This is a genomic window from Sulfurovum sp. AR (genome assembly GCF_000296775.1).
Lineage (GTDB): Bacteria > Campylobacterota > Campylobacteria > Campylobacterales > Sulfurovaceae > Sulfurovum > Sulfurovum xiamenensis.
This window is the reverse complement of record NZ_AJLE01000003.1, coordinates 37,436-56,118: the sequence shown is the minus strand read 5'-3', so window position 1 is coordinate 56,118 and position 18,683 is coordinate 37,436. Positions and strand designations below refer to the sequence as shown.

18 protein-coding genes are annotated in these 18,683 nt (G+C 38.7%); 8 read left to right on the top strand and 10 right to left on the bottom strand.

The window, feature by feature from the left end:
* Positions 1 to 2: 2 nt before the first annotated feature.
* Together SULAR_RS03535 and SULAR_RS03530 are read left to right on the top strand one after the other, a co-directional pair.
* Positions 3 to 764 carry a slipin family protein gene (locus tag SULAR_RS03535; RefSeq protein ID WP_008243043.1) on the top strand — a complete coding sequence of 254 codons (762 nt, stop codon included), beginning with the start codon at positions 3 to 5 and terminating at the stop codon, positions 762 to 764.
* Positions 765 to 915: 151 nt separating this feature from the next.
* Positions 916 to 1,629 (top strand): alpha/beta hydrolase, encoded by a 714-nt coding sequence (locus tag SULAR_RS03530; protein ID WP_188084876.1) that lies wholly within the window; start codon positions 916 to 918, stop codon positions 1,627 to 1,629.
* Between the two features lie 36 nt (positions 1,630 to 1,665).
* On the opposite strand, the gene SULAR_RS03525 is transcribed toward SULAR_RS03530, so the two are convergent.
* Entirely contained in the window at positions 1,666 to 4,119 is a 2,454-nt protein-coding gene (locus tag SULAR_RS03525; RefSeq protein ID WP_008243039.1) for a DJ-1/PfpI/YhbO family deglycase/protease, read from the bottom strand.
* A gap of 139 nt (positions 4,120 to 4,258) precedes the next feature.
* Here SULAR_RS03525 and SULAR_RS03520 point away from each other — a divergent pair, with 139 nt between their 5' ends.
* From SULAR_RS03520 to SULAR_RS03510, 3 genes are all read left to right on the top strand, one after another.
* The gene (locus SULAR_RS03520) at positions 4,259 to 4,696 is read left to right on the top strand and encodes an Hsp20/alpha crystallin family protein (RefSeq protein WP_008243038.1); all 438 of its coding nucleotides are present in this window, start codon (positions 4,259 to 4,261) and stop codon (positions 4,694 to 4,696) included.
* 124 nt (positions 4,697 to 4,820) lie between these two features.
* Positions 4,821 to 5,378: a CDP-alcohol phosphatidyltransferase family protein gene (locus SULAR_RS03515; protein ID WP_008243036.1), complete on the top strand. Its 558-nt coding sequence runs from the start codon at positions 4,821 to 4,823 to the stop codon at positions 5,376 to 5,378.
* Between the two features lie 25 nt (positions 5,379 to 5,403).
* Positions 5,404 to 6,354 (top strand): MBL fold metallo-hydrolase, encoded by a 951-nt coding sequence (locus SULAR_RS03510; protein ID WP_008243035.1) that lies wholly within the window; start codon positions 5,404 to 5,406, stop codon positions 6,352 to 6,354.
* A gap of 23 nt (positions 6,355 to 6,377) precedes the next feature.
* Here the strand turns inward: SULAR_RS03510 and SULAR_RS03505 are convergent, their stop codons facing one another.
* The 4 genes from SULAR_RS03505 to SULAR_RS03490 form a co-directional block, all read right to left on the bottom strand.
* The gene (locus SULAR_RS03505; protein ID WP_008243032.1) at positions 6,378 to 7,142 is read right to left on the bottom strand and encodes an RMD1 family protein; all 765 of its coding nucleotides are present in this window, start codon (positions 7,140 to 7,142) and stop codon (positions 6,378 to 6,380) included.
* 72 nt (positions 7,143 to 7,214) lie between these two features.
* On the bottom strand, positions 7,215 to 8,048 hold the full coding sequence (locus SULAR_RS03500; protein ID WP_008243031.1) for a thioredoxin fold domain-containing protein: 834 nt from the start codon (positions 8,046 to 8,048) through the stop codon (positions 7,215 to 7,217).
* On the bottom strand, positions 8,045 to 8,242 hold the full coding sequence (locus SULAR_RS03495) for a hypothetical protein (RefSeq protein WP_008243029.1): 198 nt from the start codon (positions 8,240 to 8,242) through the stop codon (positions 8,045 to 8,047). The genes SULAR_RS03500 and SULAR_RS03495 overlap by 4 nt, the downstream gene beginning before the upstream one ends.
* The gene (locus SULAR_RS03490) at positions 8,239 to 8,772 is read right to left on the bottom strand and encodes a carboxymuconolactone decarboxylase family protein (protein WP_008243027.1); all 534 of its coding nucleotides are present in this window, start codon (positions 8,770 to 8,772) and stop codon (positions 8,239 to 8,241) included. Before SULAR_RS03490 ends, SULAR_RS03495 begins: the two co-directional genes overlap by 4 nt.
* A gap of 105 nt (positions 8,773 to 8,877) precedes the next feature.
* Between SULAR_RS03490 and SULAR_RS03485 the strand changes: the two genes are divergently transcribed.
* Positions 8,878 to 9,555, top strand: coding sequence for a MerR family transcriptional regulator (locus tag SULAR_RS03485; RefSeq protein WP_008243026.1), 678 nt, complete (start codon positions 8,878 to 8,880; stop codon positions 9,553 to 9,555).
* A 28-nt stretch (positions 9,556 to 9,583) separates the two neighbouring features.
* On the opposite strand, the gene SULAR_RS03480 is transcribed toward SULAR_RS03485, so the two are convergent.
* Complete coding sequence (locus SULAR_RS03480; RefSeq protein ID WP_038000050.1) at positions 9,584 to 10,351, bottom strand: endonuclease/exonuclease/phosphatase family protein; 768 nt, start codon at positions 10,349 to 10,351, stop codon at positions 9,584 to 9,586.
* A 103-nt stretch (positions 10,352 to 10,454) separates the two neighbouring features.
* Here SULAR_RS03480 and ppsA point away from each other — a divergent pair, with 103 nt between their 5' ends.
* Positions 10,455 to 12,866 (top strand): phosphoenolpyruvate synthase, encoded by a 2,412-nt coding sequence (gene ppsA, locus SULAR_RS03475; protein WP_008243024.1) that lies wholly within the window; start codon positions 10,455 to 10,457, stop codon positions 12,864 to 12,866.
* A gap of 13 nt (positions 12,867 to 12,879) precedes the next feature.
* On the opposite strand, the gene SULAR_RS03470 is transcribed toward ppsA, so the two are convergent.
* Both SULAR_RS03470 and mgtE read right to left on the bottom strand, forming a co-directional pair.
* On the bottom strand, positions 12,880 to 14,043 hold the full coding sequence (locus SULAR_RS03470) for a calcium:proton antiporter (RefSeq protein ID WP_008243023.1): 1,164 nt from the start codon (positions 14,041 to 14,043) through the stop codon (positions 12,880 to 12,882).
* A 12-nt stretch (positions 14,044 to 14,055) separates the two neighbouring features.
* On the bottom strand, positions 14,056 to 15,417 hold the full coding sequence (gene mgtE, locus SULAR_RS03465) for a magnesium transporter (protein ID WP_008243019.1): 1,362 nt from the start codon (positions 15,415 to 15,417) through the stop codon (positions 14,056 to 14,058).
* Between the two features lie 297 nt (positions 15,418 to 15,714).
* Between mgtE and SULAR_RS03460 the strand changes: the two genes are divergently transcribed.
* Positions 15,715 to 17,115, top strand: coding sequence for an MBL fold metallo-hydrolase RNA specificity domain-containing protein (locus SULAR_RS03460; RefSeq protein WP_008243017.1), 1,401 nt, complete (start codon positions 15,715 to 15,717; stop codon positions 17,113 to 17,115).
* A 57-nt stretch (positions 17,116 to 17,172) separates the two neighbouring features.
* Here the strand turns inward: SULAR_RS03460 and SULAR_RS11225 are convergent, their stop codons facing one another.
* Positions 17,173 to 17,319, bottom strand: a complete 147-nt coding sequence (locus SULAR_RS11225) for a hypothetical protein (protein WP_008243014.1) — start codon at positions 17,317 to 17,319, stop codon at positions 17,173 to 17,175.
* 101 nt (positions 17,320 to 17,420) lie between these two features.
* Positions 17,421 to 18,596 (bottom strand): Na+/H+ antiporter NhaA, encoded by a 1,176-nt coding sequence (nhaA, locus tag SULAR_RS03455; protein WP_008243013.1) that lies wholly within the window; start codon positions 18,594 to 18,596, stop codon positions 17,421 to 17,423.
* Positions 18,597 to 18,683: the final 87 nt, after the last annotated feature.

The following is an 18,683-nucleotide window of genomic DNA, read 5'->3' as shown; positions in this document are numbered from 1 at the left end:
TAATGTTACCTATACTACCAATGACAACTGTCTATATCGTGATGATACTGATCATTTTTTTGGCATCTGCCATTCGTATCTTACGTGAGTACGAACGTGCAGTGGTGTTTACACTTGGACGCTTTACCGGGGTCAAAGGCCCAGGTCTGATCATATTGATACCGTTTATACAGAGAATGGAACGGGTGGACCTGCGTATCATTGTTTTGGATGTTCCAGAACAAGATGTGATTTCTCATGACAATGTTTCTGTGAATGTCAATGCTGTCGTCTACTTTCGTGTGGTTGATCCTGAAAAAGCGATCATACAGGTGGAGAATTTTTATGCTGCAACCAGCCAGCTTGCCCAGACGACTCTACGTTCCGTCTTGGGTCGACATGAACTTGATGAAATGCTTGCAGAACGTGAACAGTTGAACTATGATATACAGGAGATATTGGATAAACAGACTGATACTTGGGGTATCAAGATATCCAATGTCGAGATCAAGCATGTAGACCTTAATGAAAGCATGGTACGTGCTATTGCGAAACAGGCGGAAGCGGAACGGGAACGTCGTGCAAAAGTGATCAATGCAAAAGGAGAACTTGAAGCAAGTAAGAATCTTGTTGAAGCAGCTAAAATTCTCAGTGATAATCCACATGGAATACAGTTGCGTTATCTGCAGACTCTGAGTGATATATCCAATGACAAGACCAATACAGTGGTCTTTCCTTTCCCCTCTGATTTTCAGCAGTTTATGAAGGGGATCGTAAAAGAGTAACTGATGCAATGTTTATTGATGGCTGATTTTGTTCTTTAACAAAGGTTGCTATTCATGAATACAATTGGGATGGTACAGTATGATGGAGAAGACAATAAAGGGTAGAAAAATGCTTTCATTTATAGCTGTATTGGGAATCTTTTACGTGCTAATGTGTTTTTTACTTTTTGTCTTTCAGCGCCAGATAATTTACTTGCCGAGCACTGAGGTAAGTGTTCCGGATGTAGCATATACTCTACTAGATACAGGTGAAATGCGTATCAAGGTATGGACACTTAACCCAGGTAAGGAGAAAGCGCTTATCTACTTTGGAGGCAATGCTGAGAACGTTGCATATAACATTGATGATTTTCGAAGCATTTTTGCCGACCGTACAGTTTACCTCGTCAACTACCGTGGTTATGGAGGGAGTAGTGGATCCCCATATGAAGGGGGTCTCTACAGTGATGCATTAGCCGTTTACGATCATTTTATTAAACTCCATAGTACAATTTCGACTATGGGTAGAAGTATCGGAGGGGCTGTAGCAACATACTTGGCTTCCAAACGCAATATAGATAAGCTGATCCTTGTGACACCTTTTGATAGTGCAGTCAATGTAGGTAAAAAAATTTATGGATTTTTCCCTATTGATCTCATCATCAAAGAACGTTTGGATTCGGTCGGAAGAGCTGCTGATATCACCACAGATACACTGATCATAGCAGCGGGAAATGATAGGGTTATCCCTTATGAGAATACCCAGAATTTTATCCACTCTTTTAATAAAACAGAGGTTGAAACTGTGACACTCAGCAATGTAGGGCATAATACTGTACACCTACACCCTGATTATAAAGAGACCATTGCATCGTTCATAAGATAGTTTTTAATTTTTAGTACAGGTTGGATTTGTAAATATCTATTTTATGGTCTTGCTATTGGAAAAAGTGTTCCAGTCAATAGACGGCATCTTTTCAAGACGTGCTTCATATTGCTCTTTTGTAATACCCTCATACGGCATTTGTTTGTAAGATCCTTTGTACGAATGCGGAAGCATAGAGACCGACTTGATTAGTGGTACAAATTCTCTTAACATATCATCGATCTGATCTCCCTCTCTGTTTGGATCAAAATAGATCGTACAACTCACCATATTATCGCTCCATTCTCTCTGTAACATGGCTAAGATGGAAAACTGCTCCCATGCTGAAACAAGGGTCGCATTTCTTGTTTTCCCATGATCAACAGGAAATTCGAAAACAGTTGTATTGGTACTATAATGATCCTCTTCATACGTTACCCCTGCCTCTTTGAGTATATGACAGATAGGTGAAGTGTTACCTACACGTATACGGCGTATGGCATACTGAAATGTCGGGAAGTGCATCCCTGAACTACATCCGACCAATTGGCTGATTGTTCCAGAGGGTTTCACTGTTGTCACTCTGGTGGATACAGGAATACCTGCTTCTTCTGCCAATGCCTGATTGACAGAACGTACAAGGTTGTACCCTTTTTTCAGTCTAGAGGTCAAATCGGCTATACCATCTCTATCAAGCATATCTGCAATACCGGAAATACTGACACCGATCCGACGGTTTCGTGAAATGACCGTATTGGTTTCAGGACGATGTGTCATAAGCAACGAGACTGTTGAAGCGTAAAACGTTGCATACTCCAATGCTTGATAAAAATCATCTTCGTTCACACATCGTGATGGAAAGACTTCAGAGAGATTACAGAGTTCAAAACTCTCTAAAGCAATTTCAGAGCAGGGGTTTGCCAGCGATGCAGAGTCTTTGGACTCCTCACCGTAACGTGCATATTTTTGAACATTCATCAGGTTCATGATACCTGGTTCCCCATTCTCTCGAATATGTTCAGCGATCACCGAAAGCTTTTCAAGATCCTCTGTTTTAGTGAGTACGACCGTATTGTTTGAGACCCATCCGATCTCAGCACGTTCCGGGTTTTTTCTATAATCCTTCAATTCCAGAAAACTTGTGTCATCGACCGATCCCAGTGCTATTTCCGCACTTCTTCGTACATTCCCTGCCACAACACAGACACCGATCGCATTCATCACATCAGCCACACAGCGAGTATTATCGATCTTTCCCTGACAATAATTGTCCAAATAGTTTTCAATACGTTGATGTAACACTTGTAACGGAGCAGGGCCGGATGCAGTACCACCAAATCCACGGATCGGTGATCCCTCAGGACGTATCAGACTGTAATCAAAAGAAAACCATGGTGCTTTTTTTGTATAGCTCTCTATCAAGAGTTTGACGGATTCTGCCCAACCCTCTCTACTGTCCGGAATGGCATAGGTACTTGGAGTATTTTTATCTGGTATGGAAACATTTTTTCCCTGCCATGCAGTATTAAAACCGACGCCGACCCCGCACATGAGCATATCCATGGTCCATTCTGCTGCGAGCGAAAGATTTGTTGTATCCACGGCACCACAATTGTTTAATGCCGCACCTCCACGTTCATAAATATACTCTGTACCCATGATCCAAAGACCTCTTCCTGGTGGAAGCCACTTCATATCGAACATGGAAAGCGCAAGTTTTTGAGCATATTTTTGCCATTTTACTTCATCCCAGAATAAAGCGTTTGAAAGGTAATGATCTTTGCGTACTGTCATCACACCATTGATCACACGTATGACAGTATCTGCCCAATGTTCCTTAGAACCGTCAGATTTGATCCTGCTGTAGGTACGGTAGTAGACTGCCTCACCAAAGCCGCCAAAGCCGAACTTCGCTTTTTTGTCAAAGAGTCTCTTGCAAAACGTTTTTTCCAGCGTGAACCGCTCTTTGATGACTTTTTGGGAGTGGGCCGTTTTTTTATTTTTTGATGCAAGATATAAATACTCTTTAATTGCTTGCATAAACGCATTGAGGTCCGAAGGCTGCCTCGAAGTGATCAGGTTTCTATCGATGACTACTTTCTCATCTTTATAGATGGCACCAGCATCTTCAAGTTCTTTTGCAATGCTTTTATAACCTGTTGCAACTCTTCCTTCCATGATACCAGCTGAAATGAGTATCTGGGGACCATGGCAGATAGCTGCAACCAGTTTATCATGGTCAAAAAAGTATCGTGCTATTTCTAATGCCTTTTCTTCTTGACGTATCAAAGAGGGACTTTTACCTCCAGGAAGGATCAATATGTCATACTGCTTGGGATCTACCTCATTGAGGGTTACTGTGGCATAGACATTAAATCCATGTTTTCCTATAATAGCACCTTTTTTGGTAGAGGCTATGTCTACATGTATACCTAGTTCCCCAAGAGATTGATAGGGTATTTTCAACTCAGAGTCTTCAAAAAGATCTGCACTGATGATCAAAGCTTTCATACTTTTCTCCTCACAAAATAAAGTGACAGGTTAAAAGAAGTATAACATATTACAGTGTCTAAATGATTAGTATTGATTGACAAACATATTAAAAAGTTATATACTAATTAAACAACATCTAATACACTAAGGAGCAACAATGTTATTAACGAAATTTGACCCTATGAGAGATTTTAGAGATTTAGAAGAGAGAATGGCAAGTGCATTCAGATTGCCTGAAATCGGTAGCGAACTTTCAAATGTTTCCGGTTTTACGCCATCTGTGAATACAAGAGAAGGAGACTATGCCTATCATGTAGAGGTTGATCTTCCTGGTGTTAAAAAAGATGATATACATGTTGATCTCAAAGATAATGTTCTGACGATTTCGGGTGAGAGAAAAACCAAAAAAGAGGTGAAAGAGAAAGATTATTATAAGAAGGAGAGCTCTTATGGTAAGTTTCAAAGAAGTTTTACACTGCCTGATAACACAGATGCTGAAAATATAGAAGCAAATTGCAAGGATGGTGTACTGGAAGTAGTGATTCCGAAAGTAGAGAGAAGTAAAAAAGAGGCTAAGAAGATAAAAATAAAGTAATCTTTACGATGAAGAGGTAGTCTCCTCTTCATTAACTATTTAATGTCATGTTTGCATACCTCACAGTTCAATTATTCACTTTCCCTAAGAATATCTGTATCATATGATCAATAGGAGCTTTATCATGTTACGAAATATTCCTAATATATTAAGTCTATTCCGTATCATTGCAGCACCTTTTTTACTGCTTGCAGGCTGGTTGGGAATGGTAAATCTCTTTTATATTCTTTTTGGACTGATGCTGCTTTCAGATGCACTTGACGGCATCATTGCAAGAGTGTTGGACCAAACAAGTGAATTAGGTGCAAGACTGGACAGTTATGGTGATATTTTAACCTATCTATCTACGCCTTTGGCAGTCTGGTGGCTTTGGCCGGACCTTATCAAGAAGGAGATATACTATATCATCGCGGCGATCATCATATATGTACTGCCTTCAGTATTTTCACTGATAAAATTTGGAAAGCTGGCAAGTTATCATACATGGATCACAAAATTTTCAGCTGTAATGATGAGTATAGGTGTGGTTATTCTACTTGGATTTGGTCATAATATTCTGTTTCATTTAGCAGTCTATTTTTTGGTGATTGAAATGATAGAAAATATTCTCATAACGATGATACTTCCTAAACAGTATACTGATGTCCACTCTCTCTGGCATGCCTGGAAAAAAAGAAATTGATGGCTATGGAATAAAGGAGGATATGTTGCAACTAACATTTTTAGGTACCAGTGCAGGTAAACCTACCAAAGAGAGAAATGTCTCTGCAGTGGGATTAGAGTTTGAACAGGACAACAAGTGGTATCTATTTGATTGTGGTGAAGCAACACAACATCAGATTCTTAGAAGCAGGCTTTCTATTGGGAAACTTGATACGATCTTCATTACCCATATGCACGGAGATCATTACTATGGCCTTCCCGGGCTGTTGAGCTCTAAAAAACTTGATACTGCTTTCAGACCTCTTACTGTATACGGCCCTACAGGTATCAAAAAATTTCTTGAGTGTGTAATTGATGTCTCCTTTGAAAATCTTGGATATGAACTAAACATCATAGAGTTTAAAGCAGAAGAGCGTATTCATTTTGATAAATTTTCATTGAAAATCTTAGCACTTGAACACTCCATAGAAAGTTTTGCTTTTTATATTAAAGAGAATGATATTACCAACAAACTCAATGAAGAAAAATTGAGATCGATCGGCCTGGAACCTTCGCCATTGTATGGTGAGCTGCAAAGAGGTCAGAGTATTACATTTCAACGTAAAAAACTAGAGCCTAAGGAGTACATGCTTTCACCTATAAGAGGAAGATCATTGATTATCGCTGGTGATAACAGTAAGCCGGATATTTTGGGCAGTTATCTTGAAGAGATTGATCTTTTAGTACATGAGTGTACATATACACAAGAGGATTATGATCATCTTCAGGTAAAAGTCTTGCATACGACCGCAAAAGAACTTGGTAATGCCGTCCAAAAGAGTCGTGTTAAAAATCTGATCGCATCACATATCAATCCAAGATATAACAACAATAGTACTAAGAGTGTTGAAGTGCTTTATAGTGAGATAAAAGAGTATTACAAAGGCAGCCTTTTCATTGCCAATGATTTAGATGTGTATCGATTATTTCGAGATGGAATGGTTGAAAAATTATAGATACCCATGTGATATGTCTATGATTAGTTAAAATCATTTAAGATAAATAATACAATTTCAAATGCAATCAAAATGATGATGATCCATTCTAAAGTACTACTGTGTTTATGATTTTGTTCATCTGCAAGAATGGCCAATACCTCCTGCATTACATTCATTTTTCTATTAAGAATTTCGATACGTGGTTGAAGTTCAAGATACTTTCTCATACTTTGATAATAAATATCCAGTTCAGGATACTCCCAGAAAAACTCCGGTGTATCTAAAAGTTCAAAATGTAAATAGATGTTCGATTTTGTAATAAAAAGACGGCCTCTCTCTTTGGCTATTTCCCGTCTGCTCATATTGACACGACCATTTTCAGCAAGATCCAAAGGAATATGCTCAGTGAGTTCCAGGGCTTTTTTTATGGAATCTTCAAAGCTCCCCAGCATGATAGATTGCTCAATGGCATAGGATATGGAAAGCTTTTTTAATTCATCATCAGAATCGATATAGATAGTGTCTAATTCAATTTTAACAGGCTGGATCGGAGAAATGTGATACTTGTAGTCTTCTAAGATCTTGATCGCACCGATCGAAGAACTGATCGTTTTCAGAAAGTATTCTTCATCGTCAAAATCCCAGAATATGACCACACCATATTCAAACAAAAAACAAAGATCGTTGTCTTTTTCGATGATGAGCACATCTTTTAAAAGTTTTGCGCGAAACGTACCAACCACTTCTTTCCTGATCAGATCAAAATCAAAACCATCGGTAAATTTATATGCTTTTATAATCCCCATCTATCGGTCCTTTACAGTTTCTAAAGTATATTATAGAATAAAAATGCCTGATATCACTAAAGTACACATATTTTATTTTGCTACATTGTCCGATCTTAGTATGTAGGTAAATTCATCCTTATTGTTGTAACCGATCACATTTTTATAGCTTTTTTGCGTTTGATGGTCTATGAAATGTATAATAGGTGTAAATCCTGTATCAAATTCTTTTGGAAACGGATCTTTCTCTTTATTGAGAATGAGAGGGATATAATTTTTTTGTACGATCTCATTGATCTCATTTTTAAGCAGGACTCTTTGCTCAAATTTACGACACCAGGGACAGAAATTCGATACCAGAACAAGCATGATGTTTTTTTGCAGTTTTTTTGACTTTTTGACCGCTTCATCATAATTAGTTTCATAATGCATTTCAGATGCAAAATTCTCTTCATTGATCACTACTTTTGAGATCTTTTTATTCTCTTCCAGATATTGTTCCGAGAACTTTAAAAGCATCGTATCAAAGGTATCTTCAAATGCATCTTCCGGGTCATTACCATCTTTCAATACAAAATGTCCCATATCCTGATAGGTCAGGGCAAATGTTTTCTCATGGTTGTCCAAACGTTTTACTTCTTCTCCGATAAGCAGTTGAATATTGACCATGGTACTTCCATTGATCGGTGTTTCGTTGACCAGTACAGCTAAGGATCTTGGGTCATAACCCTTGATGTCGATATTAAGATCATCAGTCATTGTCTGTAGGCTTTCCATGATCATACTTTTATATGATTTTGGAATGGTTTTACCGGATATTTCTACCACCAAATAGACTTTTTTGACACCCGACAACGTAAATATTGTTGATGCGTTCAATAGGATATTGGTAAAAAATACCAAGAGAAGGATTTTTTTTAATTTCATGAAGGTTTACTCACTTTATTGGCTCTGTAATGTATTGTTTTTGTTTTTGGATTTTCCGGACCTCTAAAGGCAGTATCCTTCTCATCCCAGTTCAATTTTTTTGCCTGTTCTTCATACGGCGCCCCAATGAGATAAAAAATGAAATCCCATATTCCAATGAAAAATTTCTTTATAAACCTGAATACATTTTTCATGACTCTCCTAACCCAAATACATTTGAAAGGGTGTTAATATAGTTAAAATAGCCTGTAATAGAAACAGCTTCAAGGATCTGTATGTCACTGTATCCATATGCTTTCAGTGCATCTATTTCTGATTTAAGAATTTTATAGTTTTCTTTTCCTGAGGCTTTGATACAAAAGTTCAATAAAGCTTTCTCACTCTCTGGAACATTCATAGCATCTACTCCATGAAGCACTTCTTCTATACGATCTTCAGACATACCAAGCATTTTTGCAATGCCTTTATGGACATCTACACACATTTTACAGCCGTTCTCTAAAGAAATAAGCAGTGCGATGGATTCTTTCGTATCATAAGAGAGAGTTGTCTCATCCAGCAGGTATTTCTGGATCATTCCATCGGTTGCAAAATAGATTTTTTCATTTAAAGCCAAGAGCTTAAATATATCACCCAGTTGTCCAGTCTTCTCCAGTATAGGTTGTGCTCTTTTTTGAATCTCAGGAGACATGTCTTCAAATTCGGGTAATTGTATGTGTGCCATTTCTTTCCTTGATGTAATGAGTGTCTAAAACGTAAAGTTTAACTTAACGTTTTTAATTATATGCTATAATTCTTTAAATTAAAGTTAAACGTAAAAGGCTAAGAAATGGAATATAAAATATCTGAACTTGTTGCAAAGACAGGTGTACCTAAGTCAACCATTTTGTATTACATTAGAGAAGGCTTACTTCCAGAAGCAAATAAGATCAAATCAAATGTGCATCGCTACAATGATCAACATATAGAACTTATCCAGTATATCAAATATATGCAAGAAGAGATAGGTAGCAGTAATGAACAGATCAGATTTGCTCTGCAGAACCAAAATCAGTCTCTATCCACTTCAGCAACCATGCTGCAGCCATTGATGAATACACTCAGTGATATTCCTTCAGATGCGAAGCATTTTACCAAAGAAGAGTTTATTGAGCATTATAATGTGGATGCAACGCTTTTAGAAACACTTTTAAACGATGGTATAGTATTACCTATACATGAAGATGATTATACAGACAGAGAGGCAAGTATGGTCAAGCTGGTAACGTATTTTAAAGAAGTGGGTGTGGACCACAATGTGCTAAAGGCATATGTAGATCATGCCAAGGCACTCAGTGAACTTGAATATCAAATGCAAGCCAAGCTCTGCAGTGTACGTGATGATGAGAACTTTTCAACACTTTGGAAGATCATGTTTGACACGTTATTTAATGCCAAGCCCTATCTTTTTAACCGTAATACCTATCAGGTTTTACTCAATGCAGTGAAGAGTGAAGTGAAAGAATAATGCTTATGCTTCAATTTTCACAATACAGCTATAAGTGTTTGCTGAATCTTGCAAACAAAGGATGGTGATCAGAAAGCTTATGGTTTCTTTCTATACTCTGTTCAACCAGTGCAATACCCCTGTAAAAAATAAAATCCAAATGATTTCGCATAAAAGACTTCACCCTGTCACTTGTTGAAAATGGTACAGGATCAAAATTTAGGTCTTTCATTTTGGTGTGTAGGAATTTCATTCTCCTTTTATTCCAGGAGTTGAAATCACCGGCAATGATCATTGGACCATCATAATCATCGATGATCTGAATCATGTTGTCTATCTCTCTGTAGTAGTGTTTGTTTTCTCTAAAATTGATCGCATGAAGATTTAAGATCCATAAAGGAGAACCGTCTGCAAAAGCGTGCTTGGTCAAAAGCAGACTTTTATGTGGACCGAAGATGAGCTCTTTACCATGTGACAGGAAAGGCTTACTGTACTCTGCTCTACACTTACTTGCTGTTAAGACACCATAAAAAGTAGAACCTTTTTCCAAATTTGCCGCAGCACTGAATGTGAGACTTGGAAGATTGAGTTCTGTATCATGTTTAAAATCAGCTTCCTGAAACAAATAGAAGTCAACCGGTTTCTTTTTTGAAAATTCTTCAATATAGTTACTGAAGGAAAAAGTATCATTGTTCTTATGCACATTCCAGCAAAGCACACTAAATTTATCTGGCACAGTATCATCACACACGGTATGTGAATAACTGTGATGATAGAGTGATGGTTTGACGATCAGGGATTTTAATTGGCTTAGCATAAAATAATTATAGCATAAATGGTGTCTATTTATTTGCATTATTATGACATCTTAAAGTTGACAGAATGGTTCATTAAGAGTAGAATAAAAAAAAGGATAGCTTATGTCTCAGTATATTAAATGGTTTAATGAGCTTGGTATAGAAGATGTGGATCTGGTCGGTGGTAAAAATGCTTCACTGGGTGAGATGTATCAAAATCTTATGCAGGAAGGTATCCGTATCCCTAATGGTTTTGCGATCACTGCGGATGCCTATCGTTTTGTGCTAGAGCGTAATGACGCATGGGGACAACTACATACACTACTGGATGATCTTGACCCCGATGATGTTACGCAGTTACAGGAAAGAGGAAAGTGTTGTCGGGAGATCATCAATAACTGTACGCTACCTGATGAGATGATCGACCAGATAGATCAAGCCTATCAAGCACTGAAAGAAGAATATGGTGACGATGTAAGTCTTGCGGTGAGAAGCTCGGCAACGGCTGAAGACTCTCCAGAAGCATCCTTTGCGGGACAAAATGAAAGTTATCTGAACATTCAGGGTTTGGATGCCTTATTGGATGCCTATAAGCGCTGCCTGGCTTCAAATTTTACAGACCGTTCCATACATTATAAATTTGTTCATGGATTTGATAACATGAAAGTGTATCTCAGTGTCGTTGTGATGAAAATGGTTAGAAGTGACATTGGTGAGAGCGGTGTCATGTTTTCCATAGATTCAGAAACAGGATTTAAAGATGTTGTTTTCATCAATGCAGCGTACGGTTTAGGTGAGAACATTGTCCAGGGAAGTATCGCTCCTGACAGTTTTTATGTTCATAAACCGACATTCAAAAAAGGATATCGTGCCGTTTTAAGACGAAAACTTGGAAGTAAAGCACTTAAAATGATCTTTTCAGAGGGAATCAATCAGGATAATCTTGCCGTAGAGTATACGAAGAATATAGATACGCCTAAAGAAGAAAAAGAGAAGTTTTGTATCACTGATGAAGATGTACTTCTTCTGGCTGATTATGCCATAAAGATCGAAGAACATTATTCGAAACAGGCAGGATATCAGAAACCGATGGATATGGAGTGGGCAAAAGACGGTGTGGATGGACATATCTATATCGTGCAGGCACGCCCGGAAACTGTGGAATCCCGAAAAGAAGATCGAGTGCTTGAAATGTACCGATTAAAGGAACAGAGTAAAGTTTTACTGACAGGCCAGGCCATAGGTACGAAAATAGGTGCAGGAAAGGTATGTAAGATCGTTGATCCAAGCAACCTGAAAGATTTTAAAGTAGGTGATGTCCTGGTTGCAGAAACGACCAGTCCTGATTGGGAACCTGTTATGAAGATCGCTTCGGCCATTGTGACAAACACGGGTGGAAGAACCTGTCATGCAGCTATCGTCTCGAGAGAATTAGGGAAACCTGCGATTGTAGGAGTTGAAAATGCTGTAGAGACGTTAGTGGATGGCCAAGAGATCACAGTAAGTTGTGCAGAGGGTGAAACCGGTTTGATCCATGAGGGGATCTTGGATTATGAGGTCATTAAAACAGATCTTAGTACACTACCGAAGACCAAGACACAGATCATGATGAACCTTGGTAATCCGGACATGGCATTTACATTGGCTTCACTGCCTGTGGATGGCATAGGCCTGGCACGCATGGAGTTCATTATCAATACATCCATCAAAGTACATCCGATGGCACTGATACATCCTGAAAAGATCGATGAGACCACAGATAGAAAGATCGGTCAACTCACAACCGGATATGACAACCCTGAATCCTATTTTGTAAAAGTACTCTCTGAAGGTGTTGCGAGCATTGCATCAGCAGTCTATCCTAACCCCTGTGTCGTGAGAATGAGCGACTTTAAAACCAATGAATATGCTTCATTGCTTGGAGGAGAGTTCTTTGAAATGGATGAAGCCAATCCAATGATCGGTTTTCGCGGTGCATCACGCTATACACATCCAAACTATGAAGAGGGCTTTGCCCTGGAGTGTGCAGCTATGAAACATGTCAGAGAAGAGATGGGTTTTGATAATGTCATTTTGATGATCCCTTTTTGCCGTAGAGTAGAAGAGGGACAAAGGGTATTGGATGCCATGGAAAAATATGGTCTGAAACGTGGTGAAAATGGTTTAAAGATCTACGTTATGTGTGAGATACCCAACAATGTGATACAGATCGATGCATTTAGTAAACTTTTTGATGGATTCAGCATTGGTTCGAATGACTTAACCCAATTGACACTCGGGGTTGACCGGGATTCCGAGGTAGTCGCTTTTGATTATGATGAACGTGATCCTGGGGTGATGAAGATGATAGAAATGGCAGTGGAGGGTGCAAAACGTAATGACCGACATAGCGGTATTTGTGGACAAGGACCTTCAGATTACCCTGAGATGGCAGAAGCTTTAGTTAAAATGGGTATAGAGTCTATCAGTTTGAATCCTGATACTGTCCTACAAACGATTGTACATATCAGTGAATTGGAATCAAAGCATCTCTAGCTGCTTTGGTAGGTCAGTAATAGGCTGCTATGATCGCATAACAGACAAAGAACATCAAGTGAGAGAGTCCTTCGAAGTAGTTGGTCTGACCCTCTTCTGTACTTTTCCATGCAAGAATAATGGTCATGATCAGTGCACCGATCTGCAGAGGGTTAAAATCAAGAAAGAGATTTATCCCACTGATGTGGGCAAGTCCGAGTAAAATGGGTACAGTGAGTAAGATCGAGACGACAGATGCCCCCATCGCGATATTGACCACCCTTTGGATCTGGTCATTTTTAGCTGCTTTAACAGCGGTTGCAATTTCAGGTGCAACAGCAATGATCGCAATGATCAAACCGGCAAGTCCAGCGGATATCCCAAAATCTTTTGCCATCTTGATACCATCCGTTGCAAACACTTCTGCACCGATAGAAATGATAGCGATCAGTACAAAGATGGTAATGAAATTTCCTATATTGTTAAATCTTTCAAAAATATAAACACTGGCTACTTCTTCTACCTCTTTACCTTCTTCTTGCCGTTTTCTCAGTCTGAACATCCTGCTTCTTGCTGTTGCTTTGAAGAAGTGTGTATGGGTTCTTGTCTGAAAAATAAAAATAATAATATAAAAAAATATCAAGGCTACCGCAATGATCATACTCACCTCTTTGAGTACGGATTCGTTATGCTCAGTCTGATTGAGCAGGCTTGGTACAAGTAGTGCAAGGGCGGTAACCAATAGTATAGTGGTGTAGGTACTGGAAGTTTCTTTGTTGTGTTCCTGCTCCGTAAATTTCAATCCACCGATAAATACTGCAAGCCCTAAGAGTACATTCATATCTACGATCACAGCCGAGATAATACCGCCTTTGACAGTCTCTACCACTTTTGGATCATGTAAGGCTTGAAGTAAAATGATGTAGAGAAGTATGATCTCAACGATAACCGCACTGAATGTCAGGACAAAACTGGCATAGGGTTCTTCAAGTCTCTGAGAAAGTATTTCAGCAACTTCTGAAACCGTTAATGAGAGTGTAGCAATACCCAATGCTGCAAAAGAAGTAGCCAGATAACTATTTCCATATTGATGTAGAATGATCGCTGCAACTATAGCGATCAAACCTACGATAATATCCCAATAGTCTTCTATATATTCTTCAAAATGTATCTTTTTCATTGTGTCTGTTGTATCCATAACTCTTCTCTTTTATAATAAAATAATAGTTGCAAGTCCAAGAAAGCTGAAGAATCCAACTACATCTGTTACTGTTGTTAAAAGAACGGTAGATCCTATGGCCGGGTCTACACCGAATTTTTTGAGCGTCAAGGGAATCACTGCACCGAAGAATCCGGCAGACAAAAGATTCACTATCATCGCCATACCTATGACGATACCGAGCATAGGCATTTGGAACCAGATGTAAGCAATCAAGCCCATGGTCACAGCATACACAACACCATTCATCAATGAGATGAAAACCTCTTTATAGATCGTTTTTTTTGCCTCATCTGCTTCTATATCTCCGAGTGCCATCTGTCTTACTGTAACTGTCAGTGTTTGTGTCCCGGCATTGCCTCCCATAGAAGCAACGATAGGCATTAAAATGGCGAGTGCAACCAGGGATTGAAGTGTTGCATCAAAAAGTCCGATAACCAAAGAGGCGGCAATAGCCGTTAAAAGGTTAAGCCCCAGCCAAAGTCCTCTTGATCGGCCGATCTTCCAGATACTCTCCTCTTGTTCGGCTGTATCATTAACACCGGCAAGGTTATAGATCTGTTCTGTTGCACCTTCTTCAATGATATCATAGATATCATCTGCAGTGATACGACCCATGAGGATACCTCTTTGATTCACTACGGCGATCACACTGAGGTCATAGTTGGCAACCGTTTCGATCACATTTTTTATTTCCTCATGCGGGTCAACAGAAATAGTGATCTTTCCTTCTTCTATGACATCCCTGTAGAGCTCTTTGGGTCCATGAAGAATAAGATCTTCCAGAGGTATCATACCGACGAACTTTCTCTTATTTGAAACAACAAATACATGATGTACATTGTCGATCTCTCTGTTTGCTTTCATCTTTTTGAGACGGAGTATTGAAGCGCCAATGGTTTCATCCAGATGCGCTTCAAAGACTTCTGTTTGCATATAAGAACCGGCTTCATGGTCTTCATATGATATGAGTTCTTCGATGGTATCCCTGTCCTCATCTGAGAGATTGGACATAATGGCATCTGCTTTCTCTTCATCTACTTCTTCAATATGCTGTATCAAGACCGCGGCATCATCCGTATCGAGTGATTCAGTCAGTTTCGCAAGTTTTTTAGGACCATAATTGGTATAGAGTTCTTCTTGGAATGATTTTGGTAATTCTACGAGTACTTCTGCCAAAAGTGTACTCGGTAGTTTATTTAAAGATGCAGTATAGAGATCATTGTCAACTTCCCTGATCTCAATGAGTAGATCAGCGATATCAAAAGGGTGTACCCCAATGTCAATACCTTCATTATAGTGATGTATATGTTGCTCTAATGTATCTAATTTTTGTAAAATTTCTTCATTCATTGATATTTTCTTTCTAGCGTAAGTGGAGTGCACCTATGTATCCTTGATGTACCTTTATGATCGCTTTAACGCGTATAAACTATATGATTATAGCTTAGTATCAGTTATATTTTTGCTTATTATAAGGCTATAAAAAAGAGATATAACACTTCTTCAATTTCTCTTTTTTCAGATATCCCAATTTCATAAGAGATATAAAATATATGTATATATAGTAAAGAATTTATCTATTGCTACCTAAGCTCAAATCAATATTTCAGAAAGTAAAATAAATATAGATAATATAAAGGAATAATTATGGCAACAGTAACTTCACATGGTGCGGCTAAAGTAGTAACCGGCTCCTGTCATTTGCTTGCGATCGAGCACGGACCTCGTATACTTATTGATTGTGGTATGTTTCAAGGACCTGAAGAGGACCGAAACTATTCTGCATTTGGTTTTGATCCATCCGAGATAGATTATCTTCTTATCACACATGCGCACCTTGACCATGTAGGACGTATCCCTAAACTGGTCAAAGAAGGGTTCAGAGGTGTGATCTATGCAACGGAAGCCACACGTGATATTGCTGAAATTATACTCCTTGACAGTGCCAAGATCATGAAAGAGGATTTTGAGACCAATTATAGGAAAGCACAGCGAAAAGGAAAAGAAGACGAGGTCATGGCACCTTTGTATGATGAAGATGATGTGGAAGCAGCATTTGATCTTGCTTGGGAATATCCGGAGTATGATAACACGGTTACCATTCTGGATTCTCTTAAGGTGACCTATCGTAATGCAGGACATATACTTGGTGCCGCATTCATAGAGATCACCTATAAGGAAGACAGTGTAGAGCAGACCATTGTATTTTCCGGAGATATAGGCAATGATAAGAATTTGGTCATGGAAAATCTAGCAAAGTGTCCCTATGCGAATTATCTCTATGTAGAATCTACCTATGGTGACCGTAACCATAAAGATCTGGATGCGAGTATCGTAGAGTTCAAACGTGTGATCATCGATACCTTGCGTGATTGGGGTAATGTATTGATTCCTTCATTTGCTGTGGAGCGTACACAAGAGATATTGATCATTTTAAAAGAGATGCATGACAGAAAAGAATTGCCCCATTGCAAGATCTTTTTAGACAGCCCTATGGCTACACGTGCCACTGAAGTCTATAACAACTACAGTGGTCTTCTCAGTGAGAAGTGTCAGGAGTACAAAAAAAGAGATGGAACGGTGTTTGATTTTGAAAGTCTTATTTATACACCCGATGTAGAAGGATCTAGAGCCATTAATGAAGTAGATACCCGTGCCATTATCATAGCAGGGAGTGGTATGTGTACGGGAGGAAGGATCATACATCACTTTAAAAATCGTCTTTGGAATCCTAAAAATGCCGTGATATTCGTAGGATATCAGGCGATTGGAACGTTGGGACGTCATATCGTTGATGGTGCACGATGGGTCAAGATATTTAATGAGGATATCTTGATCAAAGCAAGTGTGCATACGATCAACGGATTTTCAGCACATGCAGACCAGGAGGGGATTATCAAATGGATATCACAGATGGAGGATCTCTATCGTATCTATCTTATACATGGAGAAGAGGATAAACAGACTATATTACGAAGTGTTATTGAAAATGCGCTAGATAAAAAAGCACATATTGTAGAACCTGAAGAAGTGATCTACCTAGGATAATATTTGGTTCTTCCCCCGCTCATCTGTAAAGTGAACGAGGCGAAGCATCAGGGACTCTTATTTTTTCTTTTTTGCTACTTTCTCTGCTTTTTCTTTTTTCTTATAGTCTTTTATATGCTTTTTAACTTCTTGTTTTAGCTCTTTCTTGAGCATGCTGTCCATTTGTTTTTTAATGTACTTTTTAATTTGTTTCTTCTCAATCATACTTTCTCCTTTAATATGTATAGGCTATGTCTAATCATAACCTTTTTATATGATAGGACAAAAAGACTTTAATATCTATAAAACCTTTTCTCTTTTCATGATTATGATTTAGCTGTAGTCAGACGTAAGATAAGATATCCTACGATAGCTGAAAGGAATGACCCAAGAAGAATGGCCAACTTGTCTGCATAGTGATAGATCTGTGTATCATTATAGGCTAGGGTATCGACAAAGAGACTCATGGTAAAACCTATACCTGTGAGGACACTGACCCCATACAGCATGATCCAGTTACTCTCTTTGGGTAAAGATGCAAGTCCCATTTTTATAGCTAACCATGAGAAACCGAATACACCCACCTGTTTACCGATAAAAAGACCAAGCATGATTCCCAGTGGTACCGTACCGGCCATCTCTTCTATGGAGATGCCTTTGAGATCCACTCCTGCATTCACAAAAGCAAAGAGAGGCAAGATCATATAGACCACCCAGTTATGAAGATCATATTCCATCTCTTTTGCCATGGAGAAGTCGTTTCCTTCTTTATCTTTAGAGGAGAGAGGGATCATAAAGGCAAGTGCTACACCGGCAAGTGTGGCATGTACACCTGATTTGAGCACGGAGACCCACAGAATGATACCCACAACCATATAGGCTGATTTAATGGCTATATTCATACGGTTCATTACAAAAAGTACAAAAAGTGCGATCGCTGCAATAGTAATAGAAGTCGTTGACAGCTCACTGGTGTAAAAGAATGCAATGATCAAAATGGCACCCAAGTCATCGATAATAGCCAATGCCATCAAAAATACTTTTAAAGAGACAGGAACCCTTTTCCCCAGTAAAGATAGAATACCTAAGGCGAATGCTATATCTGTAGCAGTAGGGATCGCCCACCCATTCATAGAAAAATCTTCACCTCTATTGAATGCGATGAAAATTAAAGCAGGTACGAGCATACCACCCAGTGCAGCGATACCCGGCAAAGTGATCTGTGAGAGTGAAGAGAGATGACCTTCTCTCACTTCACGTTTAATTTCAAGACCTATAACGAGAAAGAATACGGCCATGAGTCCGTCATTGACCCATAAAAGGAGCGGTTTGGCTATCTGGAGATCACCAAAGCGTATTTCAACCGGCGTATGTAAAAAACTTGTATAGAATGATGACATAAAAGAATTTTGCAGCAGCAATGCCAGAATAGTGGCAATGATCAGTAAAATCCCTGCGGATGATTCTTTTTTGATGAAATCCTGAAGAAACTGTGTGAACATGATTTTTAACCCTTTGTTATCAATTGGATTATTCTAGCTAAAATTTACTAATCAAAATAAATAGTTGGTTAATATTGACAATTATAT

Coding starts and splice junctions, on each gene's coding strand:
- mgtE (WP_008243019.1), bottom strand. CDS start 15,417: ATGAATGAAGAAATTTTACAAAAATTAGATACATTAGAGCAACATATA.
- SULAR_RS11225 (WP_008243014.1), bottom strand. CDS start 17,319: ATGATTGAGAAGAAACAAATTAAAAAGTACATTAAAAAACAAATGGAC.
- SULAR_RS03495 (WP_008243029.1), bottom strand. CDS start 8,242: ATGAAAAATGTATTCAGGTTTATAAAGAAATTTTTCATTGGAATATGG.
- SULAR_RS03500 (WP_008243031.1), bottom strand. CDS start 8,048: ATGAAATTAAAAAAAATCCTTCTCTTGGTATTTTTTACCAATATCCTA.
- nhaA (WP_008243013.1), bottom strand. CDS start 18,596: ATGTTCACACAGTTTCTTCAGGATTTCATCAAAAAAGAATCATCCGCA.
- SULAR_RS03520 (WP_008243038.1), top strand. CDS start 4,259: ATGTTATTAACGAAATTTGACCCTATGAGAGATTTTAGAGATTTAGAA.
- SULAR_RS03490 (WP_008243027.1), bottom strand. CDS start 8,772: ATGGCACACATACAATTACCCGAATTTGAAGACATGTCTCCTGAGATT.
- ppsA (WP_008243024.1), top strand. CDS start 10,455: ATGTCTCAGTATATTAAATGGTTTAATGAGCTTGGTATAGAAGATGTG.
- SULAR_RS03485 (WP_008243026.1), top strand. CDS start 8,878: ATGGAATATAAAATATCTGAACTTGTTGCAAAGACAGGTGTACCTAAG.
- SULAR_RS03470 (WP_008243023.1), bottom strand. CDS start 14,043: ATGGATACAACAGACACAATGAAAAAGATACATTTTGAAGAATATATA.
- SULAR_RS03525 (WP_008243039.1), bottom strand. CDS start 4,119: ATGAAAGCTTTGATCATCAGTGCAGATCTTTTTGAAGACTCTGAGTTG.
- SULAR_RS03535 (WP_008243043.1), top strand. CDS start 3: ATGTTACCTATACTACCAATGACAACTGTCTATATCGTGATGATACTG.
- SULAR_RS03460 (WP_008243017.1), top strand. CDS start 15,715: ATGGCAACAGTAACTTCACATGGTGCGGCTAAAGTAGTAACCGGCTCC.
- SULAR_RS03515 (WP_008243036.1), top strand. CDS start 4,821: ATGTTACGAAATATTCCTAATATATTAAGTCTATTCCGTATCATTGCA.
- SULAR_RS03505 (WP_008243032.1), bottom strand. CDS start 7,142: ATGGGGATTATAAAAGCATATAAATTTACCGATGGTTTTGATTTTGAT.
- SULAR_RS03480 (WP_038000050.1), bottom strand. CDS start 10,351: ATGCTAAGCCAATTAAAATCCCTGATCGTCAAACCATCACTCTATCAT.
- SULAR_RS03530 (WP_188084876.1), top strand. CDS start 916: ATGTGTTTTTTACTTTTTGTCTTTCAGCGCCAGATAATTTACTTGCCG.